The 14,039-nt window shown below is 69.8% G+C and carries 12 protein-coding genes; 5 read left to right on the forward strand and 7 right to left on the reverse strand.

Annotation, left to right across the window (positions count from 1 at the left end):
• Nucleotides 1-193 precede the first annotated feature (193 nt).
• The 5 genes from Hbl1158_RS11745 to Hbl1158_RS11765 form a co-directional block, all read right to left on the reverse strand.
• Nucleotides 194-1,354, reverse strand: a complete 1,161-nt coding sequence (locus Hbl1158_RS11745) for a Brp/Blh family beta-carotene 15,15'-dioxygenase (protein WP_234297438.1) — start codon at nt 1,352-1,354, stop codon at nt 194-196.
• A 4-nt stretch (nt 1,355-1,358) separates the two neighbouring features.
• The gene (locus Hbl1158_RS11750) at nt 1,359-2,177 is read right to left on the reverse strand and encodes a lycopene cyclase domain-containing protein (protein ID WP_234297439.1); all 819 of its coding nucleotides are present in this window, start codon (nt 2,175-2,177) and stop codon (nt 1,359-1,361) included.
• A 248-nt stretch (nt 2,178-2,425) separates the two neighbouring features.
• Nucleotides 2,426-3,172, reverse strand: a complete 747-nt coding sequence (locus Hbl1158_RS11755; protein ID WP_234297440.1) for a bacteriorhodopsin — start codon at nt 3,170-3,172, stop codon at nt 2,426-2,428.
• A gap of 47 nt (nt 3,173-3,219) precedes the next feature.
• Complete coding sequence (locus Hbl1158_RS11760; protein ID WP_234297441.1) at nt 3,220-5,004, reverse strand: PAS domain-containing protein; 1,785 nt, start codon at nt 5,002-5,004, stop codon at nt 3,220-3,222.
• 181 nt (nt 5,005-5,185) lie between these two features.
• Nucleotides 5,186-6,445: a Glu/Leu/Phe/Val dehydrogenase gene (locus Hbl1158_RS11765; protein ID WP_234297442.1), complete on the reverse strand. Its 1,260-nt coding sequence runs from the start codon at nt 6,443-6,445 to the stop codon at nt 5,186-5,188.
• Nucleotides 6,446-6,849: 404 nt separating this feature from the next.
• On the opposite strand from Hbl1158_RS11765, the gene gdhB reads away from it, so the two are divergent.
• On the forward strand, nt 6,850-8,166 hold the full coding sequence (gene gdhB / locus Hbl1158_RS11770) for a glutamate dehydrogenase GdhB (protein WP_234297443.1): 1,317 nt from the start codon (nt 6,850-6,852) through the stop codon (nt 8,164-8,166).
• Between the two features lie 43 nt (nt 8,167-8,209).
• On the opposite strand, the gene Hbl1158_RS11775 is transcribed toward gdhB, so the two are convergent.
• On the reverse strand, nt 8,210-9,076 hold the full coding sequence (locus Hbl1158_RS11775; RefSeq protein WP_234297444.1) for a CoA ester lyase: 867 nt from the start codon (nt 9,074-9,076) through the stop codon (nt 8,210-8,212).
• Between the two features lie 224 nt (nt 9,077-9,300).
• On the opposite strand from Hbl1158_RS11775, the gene Hbl1158_RS11780 reads away from it, so the two are divergent.
• The 4 genes from Hbl1158_RS11780 to Hbl1158_RS11795 all read left to right on the forward strand — a co-directional run bounded on the left by Hbl1158_RS11780 (nt 9,301) and on the right by Hbl1158_RS11795 (nt 11,956).
• Nucleotides 9,301-9,780, forward strand: coding sequence for a MaoC family dehydratase (locus Hbl1158_RS11780; RefSeq protein ID WP_234297445.1), 480 nt, complete (start codon nt 9,301-9,303; stop codon nt 9,778-9,780).
• A gap of 157 nt (nt 9,781-9,937) precedes the next feature.
• The gene (locus Hbl1158_RS11785; RefSeq protein WP_234297446.1) at nt 9,938-10,645 is read left to right on the forward strand and encodes a hypothetical protein; all 708 of its coding nucleotides are present in this window, start codon (nt 9,938-9,940) and stop codon (nt 10,643-10,645) included.
• Between the two features lie 49 nt (nt 10,646-10,694).
• Nucleotides 10,695-11,375 (forward strand): PH domain-containing protein, encoded by a 681-nt coding sequence (locus Hbl1158_RS11790; RefSeq protein ID WP_234297447.1) that lies wholly within the window; start codon nt 10,695-10,697, stop codon nt 11,373-11,375.
• Nucleotides 11,372-11,956, forward strand: a complete 585-nt coding sequence (locus Hbl1158_RS11795) for a PH domain-containing protein (protein WP_234297448.1) — start codon at nt 11,372-11,374, stop codon at nt 11,954-11,956. Before Hbl1158_RS11790 ends, Hbl1158_RS11795 begins: the two co-directional genes overlap by 4 nt.
• A gap of 164 nt (nt 11,957-12,120) precedes the next feature.
• Here the strand turns inward: Hbl1158_RS11795 and Hbl1158_RS11800 are convergent, their stop codons facing one another.
• Nucleotides 12,121-13,917 carry an acyl-CoA carboxylase subunit beta gene (locus tag Hbl1158_RS11800; RefSeq protein WP_234297449.1) on the reverse strand — a complete coding sequence of 599 codons (1,797 nt, stop codon included), beginning with the start codon at nt 13,915-13,917 and terminating at the stop codon, nt 12,121-12,123.
• Nucleotides 13,918-14,039: the final 122 nt, after the last annotated feature.

The following is a 14,039-nucleotide window of genomic DNA, read 5'->3' on the forward strand; positions in this document are numbered from 1 at the left end:
GATAGTCGGTGCTCGACGCGCTTGAATCCGGCCCCGTCGCGTCGCCGCGGCCGTCGTGTCGGGGGTGTCGCGTGGAGTATTGCGCGGGGTATCGCGTGGAGGTGTCCCGTGGAAGTGTCCCATAGAGGTGTCCCGCGGAAGTGTCCCATGGAGGTATCGCGTGGAGGCATCGCGTCGTGGACCTCCGGGAGAGCTACGTCGGCGGCCCGGCGAGGCCCGCGCCCTGCGCGCGGTCCATCCACGCGACGACCGCCACGTGCGGCAGCGTCAACACCGCGATGAAGACGAGGTACAGCGCCGCCAGCGTCGCCGGGGCCGTGGCGACGCCGACGACGACCGCCACCCCGGCGAGCATCGCGAGCGAGACGAGGGTGAGGGGAAGCGCGTCGCGACCGACCCGCGCCAGCGCGCCCAGGTACTCGCCGTCGGCGGCGCGGCGGCGCGCCCGGGGGTCGACCTCGACCAGCCGGGCGACGTGGCGAAGCGAGTGCCACGCGCAGAAGTAGACGCCGACGGCGAAAAGCGGCGGCACGAGCAGGAAGTACGCCCACAGCAGCAGCGTCTCGGCGGCGTCGCGTCGCCAGCCGGCGCGGCCGCCGGCGTCGGAGTCGTCGCCCGCGGACGCCCGCCGCCACCCCGCGAGCAGGGTGACGACGGTCACGGTCGCGAAGGCGGCGGCAAGACCGCTCCTGACCTGCGTGGAGAGGAGCCACGCCACGCCCGCCTCCCCGCCGAACAGCCCCACCCACGCGTCGACCACCTGTCGGTAGCGCTCGGGAAATCGGAGCAGCGGGACGAGCATCGGGAGTCCGCCCCGGACGAGCACCGTCCCGAGGCGAACGCCCGCGCCGTCGAGGTGTCGGCTCCCGACCGCGTCCAGGGCGTAGAGGTCGCCCTGCCCCCAGTGGAGCCACGTCAGCGCGATGAACAGCGCCGCCGAAGCGACGGGAGCGAGCGCCCAGAGGGCGGCGTACGCGACGCCCAACGCCAGGTACGTCCCCCCGACCGCGAGCAGCCACCGCGGGGTGGGTGGTCGGCCGACCGTCCGTGCGGGCGCGAGGTGGTCGACCGCGCCGTGGGGAAGCCCGAGGACGAGGACGCTGACCGCCAGCGGGGCGTACCGAACCCACGCCGGTACCGCGGGGGCGACCCCGAGTACGGCCGCGAGCGCCGCCGCGGCGGCGATCGTGCCCACGGCGACCCACCCGGGGCGACACCCGAGCGCGAGCATGACGCCGCGAACCGGCGAGTCTCCGGCGGCGGAGGCCGTCGGTCGGGCCCTGACGCCGTCGGTCGTCCGGCTGTCGGTCGTCCGGCCGTCGATCGGCTCGCCGCCGTCGACCTCCCCCGTCATCGCGTCAGTTCCCCCCGTCGTCGGATCCGAGGGCGGAGCGGCCCGGCAGGGACGGGAGAGACGAAGCGGCTCCGCGGCGGTCGAGCACCCACCGGAACAGCACCAGCCCCTGGACGACGAACAGGTTCGTCACGAGGAAGAACACCGCCTCCTCGACCGGGAGGCCGGCGACGTGGATCCCGGTCGTGTACCGCTCGGAGAGGATCCAGATGCCGTACTCGATCGCGATCCGGTCGACGAGACACAGGTACAGCGCCGGGACGAGCGTCCCGAGGGCGACGAGTCGCCGCCGGGCCCACAGTTGGGGTGCACCGACCGCCCACTGGAGCGCCAACACCGGAGCGGCCCACGCCGCGATCGCCCCGAGGTACAGCGTCGCGTCGGTCCCGAGCGCGAGCCACCCGCCGACGCCGATCGCGGCCGCGAGAGCGACGCCCGCCGCCCGGGACGCGACCGGACGGTCGACCGTCGGCCACGTCGACGGGAGCGACAGGTGCGCGAGCCACAGCGCCGTCAGCCACGGCTGGACCAGGATGAACAGGTACTCGCCGACCGGGGCGTAGCCGACGGTGGCGACCGTCGCGTCGGGGCCGTACCACCACACGCCCCTCGCGATGAGGTAGTTGTCCCACGGGATCGTGTACGCCAGCGCGATCCCGGTGACGATCGCGACGCCGGTCCAGTAGCGCCGGTCGGCGAGCGACCCGAGGACCTCCTCTCCCTGGATCCGCGTGCGGCTGACGAAGCCGGTGGCGACCAGGAACAGCACGAGCGGGACGAGGAACGCGAGGTGGAACTGGAGATACGTGAGGACGGTCGTCATCGGGGGGTGGTGTGTGTCGTCGGTCGGATATCGGTTCGGTCGCGGGTCCCGGGAGCGGTCCCGAGGCCTGTCGCGACCGGGCGGTCCGGCGGGGTGCGGGCGACGCGGTCGCCCCGCGGGGCGGTTCCTCGCGGGCACGGCGTCGACACCCTCAGCGAGGGGGTCGAGCGTCGCCGGCGACACCCGTCGGCGGACCGGCCGTCCGCGTCACGCGGGTCGCAAGCGGCGTGGCGAGGCCGCGGCCGAGATCAGTCGGCCGTGGCGGCGTCGCCAGTCGCGCTGCCCGCGGCGTCGAGCACCTCGCGGCTCGACAGCAGGATGATCCCGAAGCCGACCTTGGCTACGAGGTCGAGGACCATGAAGCCCGCCGTCTCGATGTTCAGCGAGACGATGCCGAGGCCCTCGGTGCCGACGATCCACCAGACCGGATACACGAGCCAGACCACGACGATCAGCGTGCGGAGCGTGCTGAACGTCGAAGCGGCGTCGCCGCTGAGCTGGCTGGCCTTCTCTCCGAGGGAGCCGTACAGCATGTACAGCAGCACCAGCAGGAAGCCGGTGGAGACGCCCCACCACACCAGGCGACGGGCCCCCGCGCCGAGCGCGCCGGGACCGGCCGACAGCGTCGCCACGGCACCCGTGCCGATCATCAGCATGTCGAGCCCGACGAGCGAGGACAGCTCGTTACGGTTTGCCCCCGCGAGCAGGCCCAAGTCGATGAGCAGCAGCGGTGTGGTGAAGAACCAGTCCGTGTATCGCGCCCAGTAGATGGGAACCTCTTCGCCGCCGAGTTCCACCATCGTTAGGCCGAACCCGAGTGCCATCGCCAGATAGTTCACGAACGCGATCGCCGTGATGAATATCGTGACGATGTAGAACTCTTGGCGGCGTCTGTCCGTTTCGCCCCAACCCCTGGCGATGAAGTACAACATCCCCAGGAACATTCCGAGCGTCCCGATCCACAGCCAAATGCCTTCGCTGCCAGGTTGTGGCATGATGCATGTGTCCTTTAGGACGTTAAACGGGTAAGTGAACTACACAACTAGTTTGGATCTGCGGGAGCCGTCGGCGATTCTGTCCGGTCGGGATCGACGAACGCACCCACGAGCTTTCGCTGTGCGGCCCGGAGGTGCTGATGGAACGTCGACCGACACACGCCCATGGACTCCGCGAGGTCGTCGCCGTCGACGTCGCGGGACCACTCGAAGTAGCCCGTCGTGTACGCGCGCACGAGGGCGGCGCGCTGGCGCTCGGTCAGGTCGCGCTCGACGGCGGCGACGAACTCCGGCCGGGTCCGACCGCGACGCTCTCGGCGACGGTAGCCGGTCAGCTCGGCCGACTCGAACCGCTCGGTGACGGCCGCCACCAGCGACTGCGCCAGCGCCTCGCGCGCGACGACGACCGTGACGCGGGCGGTGTCGCCGTCGACCGTTACGGCGTCGAGTTCGCCGCCGTGCTCGGCGACCAGCGGCCGGAGCGGCGGCGCTTCGATCGACACCTCGACGACCGAGCTCTCGCCGTCCGTCTCGAGTATCGAGTGGACGGCGACCCCGTCGACTCCCACGGATTCGAGGCTGTCCGCGGTCGAGGCCGACCCGTCGAGCGAGGTCTCGAACAGCATCGACGGCCGAGCGCGGTCGCTGAGGCCGCCGAGATACCGCATCGTGCGGCCCGCGTCGCCGGCGAGTTCGACCAGCGGATGGTCACCGATTCCGAACCGCAGTTCGAACGCCCCCTCCTCCTGCAGCGTCCGCCGGCTCTCGATGGCGTTGATCCCGGTGGCGACCGAGCGTCCCAGCGCCGTCAACACGGCGTGTTCGTCGCTCGCGAAGCCGTCATTGGATCGGGTGTACACCCCGATGGCCCCGTACGTCGCGTCGCCGTAGTGGAGCGGGATCGCCGCGATCGCCGTCGCCTCGGTGTCCGCGTCCTCGACCGACGCCGTCCGGACGAAGCGCTCCTCGAGCGCCGCCGACGCCGCCGCGGAGGTGGGATCGTCGACCGCCTCACCCTCGGTCGCGCTCCCGTCCGTCGCGTCCCCCTCGGTCGGGGCGTTCCCCTCGGTCGGGGCGTTCCCGACGGGGATCCGGTCACGGTCGCCGTCGCCGTCGGATCCCCCGGTGGCGGCGGTGACGGTCAGTTCCTCCGTCCGGGGATCGTACCTGCCGATCCAGGCACCGGCGTACGTCCGCTCGATTCGCTCGACCACGGTCCGTTCGAGCCCCTCCCGCGAGGACGCGCCCGTCACCGCCTCGGTCACGTCGACGACGACCCCGTCGAGCCGCTGGAGCAGGCGGCGCTGGGCGACGCGCTCGCGCTCGATCCGCCCGGCGCGTTCGGTGGCCGCACGCTCGGCGCGCTTGCGTCGGGTCACGTCCTGCTGGAAGCCGACGTAGTTGACGACGCGTCCCTCGTCGTCCCGCAGCGGTGCGATGGTGACCTCGTTCCAGAACAGTTCGCCGTCGCGACGGTAGTTGCGGATCTCGACGGTCGTCGCCTCCCCGTTCCGGATCGCCGTTCGCATGCGCTCGACCGGCTCCTCCCGGGTGGCCTCGCCCTGGAGGAACCGGCAGTTCCGGCCGACCGCATACTCCGGGGGATATCCCGTGATCCGCTCGAACGCGGCGTTGGCGTACACCAGCGGCATCTCGGGTTCGGTCGCGTCGGCTATCGTGATGCCGACGGGGGCCTCGTCCATCGCCCGCGTCTTCAGTAGCTCGTCGACCGCCTCCGTGCTCGCCGGGTTCGAGGGGCGCGACGCCGCCGACTGCGTCGGCTCCGGTGAGTCGGATCCCGCGCTGCCGCGACCGGACCCATGAGATGTCATAGCCATCCAAGGGGACGGAATCATAAAACGACCGGGGCGAATCCGGCCGACGACTCCGGTCAATCCGACCGCCGTGAGCGTCCGTTTCGGGCGTTTTTGGCGACCGCGAGCGGGCGTTCAGGTGTTCAGCGTCCGCGAGCGGGCGTGTCGAACGTCGCGATCGGCCGCGACCGGCCGATCTTCAGGGCCAGTTGCCGTTGTCCATGAACGCGTTCACCACCCGCTGGATGGCGACGACGTACGCGGCCGTTCGGAAGTTCGGCACGTCGAGCGACTCGTAACACTCCGTCAGGTCGTCGAAGGCGTTCACGATGTGACGCTCCAGTTCCTCGTTGACCTTCTGTTCGCTCCAGTAGAAGCGCTGGCGGTTCTGCACCCACTCGAAGTAGCTGACGGTGACGCCGCCGGCGTTCGCGAGGATGTCCGGGAACACGTGCACGTCGGCCTCGGTGAGCACGTCGTCGGCGTCGGGGGTGAGGGGGCCATTCGCGGCCTCGACGATCACGTCGGCCCGCACGTCGCGCGCGAGGTCCTCGTCGATGGCGTTCTCCAGCGCGGCGGGCACGAGCAGGTCCACGTCGAGCGTCAGCAGGTCCTCGTTGGAGAACTCCTCGTCCGCGTCGGGGTATCCCGAGACGGACCCGGTCTCGTTCTTGTGCGCCTTCACGGCTCGGGTGTCGAGTCCGTCCTCGGCGTACACCGCGCCCGAGGAGTCCGAGACGGCGACGACGTTCGCGCCCAGGTCGTCGATGAGGTCGGCGGCGACGTGGCCGGCGTTCCCGTAGCCCTGGACGGCGACGCTGGCGTCCGCAACGTCGGTGCCGAGGTAGTCAAACGCCTCGCGGGCGGTGAGCATCACAGAGCGGCCCGTCGCCTCGACGCGCCCCTCAGAGCCGCCGGCCTCCAGCGACTTTCCGGTGACGACGCCGGGTTCGGTCGTGTGCTCCAGCGTCTCGTAGGTGTCCTTGATCCAGTTCATCTCCCGCTGGCCCGTATTCACGTCGGGTGCGGGGATGTCGCGGTCCTCGCCGATCAGCGGTCTGAGCTCCTCGGCGAACGATCGGGTGACGCGTTCCAGTTCGGCCGCCGAGTACTCCGAGGGGTCGATGACGATCCCGCCCTTGCCGCCGCCGTAGGGGATGTCGACGACCGCGCACTTGTACACCATCCACCCCGACAGCGCCTTCACCTCGTCGCGCGAGACCCCCGGGTGGTACCGGATCCCCCCCTTGTACGGTCCGCGGTCGCCGTTGAACTGCGAGCGGAACGCGCGGAAGCGTTCCAGCGATCCGTCGTCCATATCCACCGAGAGGTTGAGCTCCAGTACCCGTTCGGGGTTCTTGAGACGCTCGACGACGTCGTCGTCCGTGTCGAGATACGCCGCGGCGTCGTCGATCTGCTCCTGGAGGCTCTCGAAGGGATTTGCCTCGTCACCGGACATGCCTGATGCGCCGGCATCACCGCTCTTAATCGCATCGAATCAATACCATTGATATTCCTTATAGTGCATTATATATCTGGATCCGCGACCGTCGCGTCCGGGCGAGCGACCAGTTCCGTGGACCGGGAGATGGCCGATCCGGGACGACGGGGCGTGATCGGTCCGGGGGACGGCGATAGGGGGCGACGACACGCCGACGGCGGACGACCGCGATCGACGACACGCAGACGGCGGACGACAACGCATCGACGGCGAGCGCCGCCGCTCGGAGCGACGGTCGTGTCGTCGTTCACCATGGCGTTGTGATTATATCCCTTAGATCGGTGCATATCATCAATACTATATCGGTCAACGGTCGAGGCGTCGGTATCGACCCCGCCGAATGCGGCGGGCGACACACAATCATGTCTACCGGAACCGCAGACTCCGCCGAGAAGCGCGCGAACTCCGAGCAACAGCAGGAGCCGGAAACAGCGTTGGAGACGGCGCGGCGACAGTTGGAGCACGCCGCGGCGCACCTCGACGTGGACTCGGGCGTTATCAAGCGTCTCAAGCACCCGACGACGGTTCATCGGGTCGCGGTTCCGCTGGAGCGCGACGACGGCTCAGTCGAGGTGTTCACGGGCTACCGTGCCCAACACGACGACGTCCGCGGGCCGTACAAGGGCGGCCTCCGGTTCCACCCCGACGTGAGCGAGGAGGAGTGCGTCGGACTGTCGATGTGGATGACCTGGAAGTGCGCCGTGATGGATCTGCCCTTCGGCGGCGGGAAGGGCGGCGTCGTCGTGAACCCGAAGGAGCTGTCGACCGACGAGAAAGAGCGACTCACCCGGCGGTTCGCCGAGGAACTGCGAAAGTTCGTCGGCCCCAAGAAGGACATCCCCGCGCCCGACATGGGAACGGACGCCCAGACGATGGCGTGGTTCATGGACGCGTACTCGATGCAGGAGGGCGAGACGATTCCGGGCGTCGTCACGGGCAAGCCTCCGGTCGTCGGCGGCTCCGAGGGCCGCGAGGAGGCTCCCGGTCGCTCGGTCGCGATCGTCACGCGCGAGGCGGCGGAGTACTACGACTACGACCTCGACGGCCTCACCGTCGCCGTCCAGGGGTACGGCTCGGTCGGCGCGAACGCGGCGCGCCTGCTCGACGACTGGGGCGCGGACGTGGTCGCCGTCTCCGACACCGGGGGCGCGGTTCACGACCCCACGGGGCTCGACACCCACGCGATCCCGAGCTTCGCCGAGGAGCCGAACGCCGTGACCGACCGCGCCGACGAGGTCGACGGGGTCGACCTGCTCGACGACGGGAGCGACATCCTCGAACTCGACGTGGACGTGCTTATCCCGGCGGCCGTCGGCAACGTCATCACCGTCGACAACGCGAACGACGTGCGCGCCGACGTCGTCGTCGAGGGGGCGAACGGCCCGACGACCTCTGCCGCCGACGGGATCCTCGCCGAGCGCGGCGTCCACGTCATCCCGGACATCCTCGCGAACGCCGGCGGCGTCACCGTCAGCTACTTCGAGTGGCTTCAGGACATCAACCGCCGCACGTGGACGCTGGAGCAGGTCCACTCCGAGTTGGAGTCGGAGATGCTCTCGGCGTGGAACGACGTGCGCGCGGAGGTCGAGGCGAAGGAGATAACCTGGCGCGACGCGGCGTACGTCGTCGCGCTCGACCGCATCGCGGACGCGAAGAGCGTCCGCGGCCTGTGGCCCTGACGCGGTAGCGACGCGCAGAGCGACCGGGATCGACCGCCGACCCTCACTCGTCCGCCCCGTCCTCCCACACGCCCGCCAGCCGCGCGTACTCGCGGATTCGCTCGGCCTGCGCGACCAGCGGCGCGTCGATCATCTCGCCGTCGACCTCGAAGACCCCCCGATCCGCTGCGGCGGCGTCCTCGCGGGCGGCGAGCACTCGCCGAGCCCACGCGATCTCGTCGTCTTCGGGAGTGAACGCGTCGTTGATCACGGGCACCTGCGACGGGTGGATCGCCATCTTTCCGTCGTAGCCGAGCGTCGCCGCGAACCGCGTCTCCTCGGCGAGCCCCGACCCGTCACCGAAATCGGTGTACACGGTGTCGATCGCGTCGACGCCGGCGGCCGCGGCCGCGGCGACGACCGTCTCGCGGGCGTACAACACCTCCGTCCCCTCGTCGGTCCGAGTCGCCCCCAGGTCCGCCGCGAGGTCCTCCGCGCCGAAGGCGACGGCGTCGGTCGGGCCCGCGTCGGCGACGGACTCGGCGTTGAGCACCCCGCGCGCCGTCTCGATCAGCGCGATCACCGGGACCGCGCGGCCGTGCTCGCGGAGTTGAGTTCCGAGGTGTTCGACCGCGTCGCCCGACTCCGCCTTCGGAAGCATCACCGCGTCGAAGGCCGCATCCCCCTGGTCGGCGAGCACCCCGAGGTCGCGATACGTCTCGGTCCCGGTAACGCGGACGCACACCTCCGCGGCGGGATCGAAGTCGGGGTCGGCGAGCACGTCGCGGACGGCCGCCCGCGCCTCCGCCTTGCGGCCGGGGGCGACCGCGTCCTCGAGGTCGAAGACGATCGTGTCCGCGCCGGTTCCGGAGGCCTTCCGCATCAGCTCGGGCCGGTCGCCCGGCGAGAACATGACGCTGCGTCTGGGCATGGCTCGAGGTTCGTTCGACTGGCGTATCAATCCAGCCGACTCCCCGCCGACGGTCACCCGCGGTGTGGACGCGGTCGCTACCCGCGGTGTGGACGCGGTCGCCACTCACGGTGTGGAGGCGGTCGACCCGTCGCGACGGGTCGGACGGTCGCCCCCGACGGACCCGTCGATCCCGCCGCGGCGCTTCCCGTACGGTTTTCATCGACCCCGGCTACGGTCGACCCATGGCCGGCACGTATTACGAGGAGTTCGAGGTCGGCGAGACGATCGCTCACGGGAAGCGCCGAACCGTCTCCGAGCGGGACAACCAGGTGTTCTGCGACATGACGATGAACCAGCAGCCGCTGCACTTAGACGCGGAGTTCGCCGCCGACACGCAGTTCGGCGAGCGCCTGGTGAACGGCATCTACACGATGGCGCTGGCGACCGGGCTGTCCATCCCGGATACCACCGACGGCACCATCGTCGCGAACCTCTCGTACGACGACGTGGAACACCCGAACCCGGTCTTCCACGGAGACACGATCCGGGCGGAGTCGACGGTGCTCGACAAGCGCGAAACCAGCGACGGCGAGCGCGGAATCGTGACGATGCGCGTGGACGCGTACAAGCTCGCGGACGACCGCGAGGGACCGGAGGACGACACGCTCGTGTGCACGTTCGAGCGGACGGTGCTGTCGCAGAAGCGGGCGAACGCCGAGTAGGGTCCGACGGCTCACGCCCGTTTCCCGTCACCGTCGCGACGAACGCCCCGACGTGTCGTTCGCACGGATTCGAATCGTCTGGTGAGACGAAAAATCATCTCCGGAACAGTAGCATACTACTATGTGATCGGGGGACGGAGAGAGCCATGACCCACGCGTGACGACGGACGAGTCGGAAGACGACGGGAGCGACGAGGGACAGATGACGACCGTGGACGGGCGAGCGGACCGGGTCGCTGATGTCGGTCGAGCGGACGAACACGACGACGACGCGCTCGACCGGGTCGCGAACTACATGGCCCGGGAGCTGTGTGCGGGGTTCCGGTACCACGACGAGGGGGAGCGGGACGCAGCCGTCGAGTCGTTCCTGGCGGTCGACCGGCGGCAGTTCGCACACCTCGGGGACGACCGTGCGCGACGAGCGGCCGAGGGGTACGTCGACGCCCTGTGGGCGAAAGACGCCGTCGAGGACGACCACGCCCGTGCGGACACCCTCGACGCCGACGCCGTCGCGTTCGGCGACTGGGTGCCCGTCCGCGAGGCTCTGCTCGACCGGGCCGACGCCGTCGGGATGGACCGCGCGTACGCCGACGCGACGACGCGGGCGTGGCGCGAGCACAAATCCGGCGGCGACTACTGGACGCCGATGCTGCGCGCGCAGGCGATCGAGTACCGGGCCGCCACCGGACGGGAGACGTATCCGGAGAAGCCGAGCGACGGCCAGTCGGGGTACGGTGCAGCGCCGGTCCGATATCTCCTCGGAGTCGAACTTCACGACCTTCACGACGAGTCCCGCTGGGCGGAGGCGCGACGGGTGATGCGCCCCTACTACCGCCGGATCCTCTCGGCACACCGGGAGGAGTGAACTCGCGGCGGGTGCGGGCTTTATTCCATCCCGGGGAGCACTACCGCGCATGGCAACACCCTCCGCGGACGACGCGCTGCCCGACGGCTTCGACTGGCTTTCGTTGGATCCCGAAGAAGAGGTCGTCTGGACCGGCAACCCTCACTCGATGAGTCTCGTCCCCGCGTTCGTCGTCGGGATCCCGCTGTCGCTGGTGCTCGTCGGACTGTTCGTCATCGCTTCCGCGTACCTCTCGCGCGAGAACACGGAGTACGTCATCACCACCGAGGCGCTGTACAAGAAGCGCGGCGTGCTCTCCCGGGACGTGAAGCGCGTCGGCTTCGAGAAGGTGCAGGACACCTCCTACACGCAGGACTTCTTCGGCACGCAGTTCGGCTATGGCACCGTCGAGATCTCGACGGCCGGCGGCTCGGGCGTCGAACTCAGCTTCGACAACGTCGAGGAGCCCAAGCGGATCCAGGAACTCGTCAACGAGCGCATCCGCGCTCGCGACGGCCGTGGCTCGCGCGAGGAGTCGAAAGGCGACGTACTGGACGAGATCCTCGCCGAGTTGCGCGCTATCCGTGCGGCCGTGGAGGCGGATCCGCCGACCGTGACGGCCGGGGCGAGAGACGCCGGTGCGACCGCCGGCGACGACGACGGACCGACCGAGTCACCGCCGACGGAGCCGAGTCCGACGGGAGATGCGGAGCCGACGGCGGACGACGACGCGTCGGCCGACGACCGATGACCGCGCACGCGACCCGCGAGGACGTTCCCGAGGCCGTCACGCTCGCCGACGACGAGACGGTACTGTGGACCGGACGGCCGCGGCTCTCGGCGTCGATACCGGCCGCCGTGGTCGGCGTCGCGGTCGCGGTCGTCGGCCTGGGCGTGGCGGTCGGCCCGGCCGCGACCGCGACGGCCGCCCCGGCGCTGGCCGCGCTCGCCGTGCTGGTCGGCCTCGCGATCCCCGGGCTCGCGGTGCTGTCGCTGGCGAACACCCGATACGTCCTCACAGACCGCGCGGCGTCGGTGAAGCGGGGCGTGGTCGGCCGCCGCGTCGCTCGCGCGCGACTCGCGACCGTCGAGAACTCCGCCTACGAGCAGTCGATCACCGGATCGCTGTTCGGCTACGGAACGGTGACGTTGGAGACCGCCGCCGCCGGCGTCTCCTTTCGTCGCGTCGACGACCCGCAGGCCGTGCGGGCGCTCGTCGACGAGCACGCGGGGAACGACGGGGACTCCCGCGAGTCGATCCCGGGATCGATAGACGCCTGGCGGGCCGTCCGCGAGGAGGTCGGACGGCTTCGAGCGACGATCGAGCGGTGAGTTCCGTCGGCGTCGGCGGCGTCGCTCGGCGGGAGATATGGCTGACAGACGGTGCGGTCGGCCCGGACGGCGGGGCACCGTGCGCCCGCTGACCGCCGTCCGTCGGGTGGTCAGGTCACGGCGATCGTGGCCCCGTTATCGGACTTGAAGCTGATCCCGTCCGATCAGAGAACGGTTCCGTGCTTCTTGTCCGGGATCGACTTCTCGATGCCCTCGTAGAAGTCGAACCGCTGGGTGAGTTCCTCGCGGAGCTTCGAGGGCGGGACGATCTCGTCGATGACGACCTCGCTCGCCATCCGGTGGATGTCGATGTCGCGGCGGTACTCCTCGCGGAGTTCGTCCTCGCGTTCGGCGCGCTCTTCGGGGTCGTCGATCTCCGCGAGCTTGTTCGCGTACACAGCGTTGATCGCGGCCTCGGGGCCCATGATCCCGATCTCGCCCGAGGGGAGGCCGATCACCGACTCCGGCTCGTAGGCCGGCCCGCCCATCGCGTAGATACCTGCGCCGTACGCCTTGCGGACGACGACCGTCTGCTTGGGGACCGTGGCCGAGGACGTCGCGTAGATGAACTTCTTGCCCTTCTCCAGGATCGCGTCCCTTTCGACCTGCGACCCGGCCATGAATCCGGGGGTGTCACAGAGGTAGAGGAGGGGGATCTCGTAGGCGTCGCACGTCCAGATGAACTCCGCTGCCTTCTCGGCGGCGTCGGGAAAGATCGCCCCCGAGCGCTCGGTGGGTTGGTTCGCGACCACGCCGACCGGCCTGCCGTCGATGCGGGCGAACGCCGTAACGATCTCTTTCCCGTACTCCGATTTCAGCTCGAAGACCGACTCCGCGTCGCAGATCCGCTCGAGGAGATCGTGAACGTCGTACGGCCGGTTCGGGGCCTCCGGGATCAGTTCATCGATGCCGTCGGGGGAGTACGTCGGCGGCTTCGGATCGCTTCGGGGGGGCTTCTCGCCGGCCTTGTCCGGGAGGTAGCTCATCAGATCCGCGACGAGATCCCGGGCGTGTTGCTCATCCTCGGCGACGAGGTCTGCGCTCCCGGAGTGCTTCGCGTGCACGTCCGGGCCGCCGAGGTCGTCCATCTCGATCTCCTCGCCGGTGACCATTTTCACCATCCGCGGCGACGCGATCGCCATCGCGGACATCCCCTCGACCATGACCGTGAAGTCGGCGAACACCGGGGTGTACGCCGCGCCGGCGATACAGGGGCCGTAGAGCACGCAGATCTGCGGGACGCGCCCCGAGAGCATCGAGTGGTTGTAGTAGTACTTCCCGATCCCCTCGCGGTTGGCGAAGAAGCCGGTCTGCTGGTCGATCCGGCCGCCCGAGGAGTCCATCAGGTAGAGGACGGGCTTGCCGTTCTTCAGGGCTCGCTGTTGCATCCGGAGGAACTTCTCGACGCCGCGGCCGGCCATCGACCCGGCCTTCACGGTGAAGTCGTTGGCCATGAAGTGCAGGTCGCGCCCCTCGAACTCGGCCGCGCCGGTGATGAGACCGTCCGCGGGGAGGCGGTTCCCCTCGTCGTACTCGTCCACGTCGGGAGAGTTGGGGTGCCACTCGTCGAAGTGCGCGAACTTCCCGTCCTCGAACCGGACGCCGTCGGCGGCGTCATCGGTACTCGCGTCGCCAACGCCGCCGTCGCCGCCGTCACCGAACCACAGGTCGAGCCGGTCCCGAACGAACAGCTTTCCCTGCTCGGAGAGCCGGTCCTTGTACTTCTCCGGCCCGCCCTGGAGGATGTCGTCGATCTCGTCGCGCAGGGCGGCCTCTCGGTCGGTCGGCCCGCGGTCGTCCTCGAGCGGGTACTCGACCTCCGGCGGCTCGGCGCTCGCCAGCGGCTCGTCGGCGTTCTCCCCGGCGTACACGTCGACGGCGACGCCGAAGTGCTCGGCCATCGCCTCGGCGATGGCCGCGGCCTCCTCGTCGGTCGCCGCCGCGCCCACGTGGACTCTCATGGTGAGACGTGCGCAAGAATTGCGGAAAGGGTTTTCCATGATCGACCGGCGGCGAGACGCAACCCCGTTCGCGGCGTCGCGGAACGAACGTTCAGGACAGACTGAAGTCCCCGGGGTCGAAC

Origin of the sequence: Halobaculum sp. CBA1158, from assembly GCF_021431925.1 — an archaeon.
Taxonomy (GTDB): Archaea; Halobacteriota; Halobacteria; order Halobacteriales; family Haloferacaceae; genus Halobaculum.

Excerpts from the sequence above, each read along its gene's own strand:
- Hbl1158_RS11745 (WP_234297438.1), bottom strand. The coding sequence starts at position 1,354 with ATGACGGGGGAGGTCGACGGCGGCGAGCCGATCGACGGCCGGACGACC.
- Hbl1158_RS11750 (WP_234297439.1), bottom strand. The coding sequence starts at position 2,177 with ATGACGACCGTCCTCACGTATCTCCAGTTCCACCTCGCGTTCCTCGTC.
- Hbl1158_RS11755 (WP_234297440.1), bottom strand. The coding sequence starts at position 3,172 with ATGCCACAACCTGGCAGCGAAGGCATTTGGCTGTGGATCGGGACGCTC.
- Hbl1158_RS11760 (WP_234297441.1), bottom strand. The coding sequence starts at position 5,004 with ATGACATCTCATGGGTCCGGTCGCGGCAGCGCGGGATCCGACTCACCG.
- Hbl1158_RS11765 (WP_234297442.1), bottom strand. The coding sequence starts at position 6,445 with ATGTCCGGTGACGAGGCAAATCCCTTCGAGAGCCTCCAGGAGCAGATC.
- gdhB (WP_234297443.1), top strand. The coding sequence starts at position 6,850 with ATGTCTACCGGAACCGCAGACTCCGCCGAGAAGCGCGCGAACTCCGAG.
- Hbl1158_RS11775 (WP_234297444.1), bottom strand. The coding sequence starts at position 9,076 with ATGCCCAGACGCAGCGTCATGTTCTCGCCGGGCGACCGGCCCGAGCTG.
- Hbl1158_RS11780 (WP_234297445.1), top strand. The coding sequence starts at position 9,301 with ATGGCCGGCACGTATTACGAGGAGTTCGAGGTCGGCGAGACGATCGCT.
- Hbl1158_RS11790 (WP_234297447.1), top strand. The coding sequence starts at position 10,695 with ATGGCAACACCCTCCGCGGACGACGCGCTGCCCGACGGCTTCGACTGG.
- Hbl1158_RS11795 (WP_234297448.1), top strand. The coding sequence starts at position 11,372 with ATGACCGCGCACGCGACCCGCGAGGACGTTCCCGAGGCCGTCACGCTC.
- Hbl1158_RS11800 (WP_234297449.1), bottom strand. The coding sequence starts at position 13,917 with ATGAGAGTCCACGTGGGCGCGGCGGCGACCGACGAGGAGGCCGCGGCC.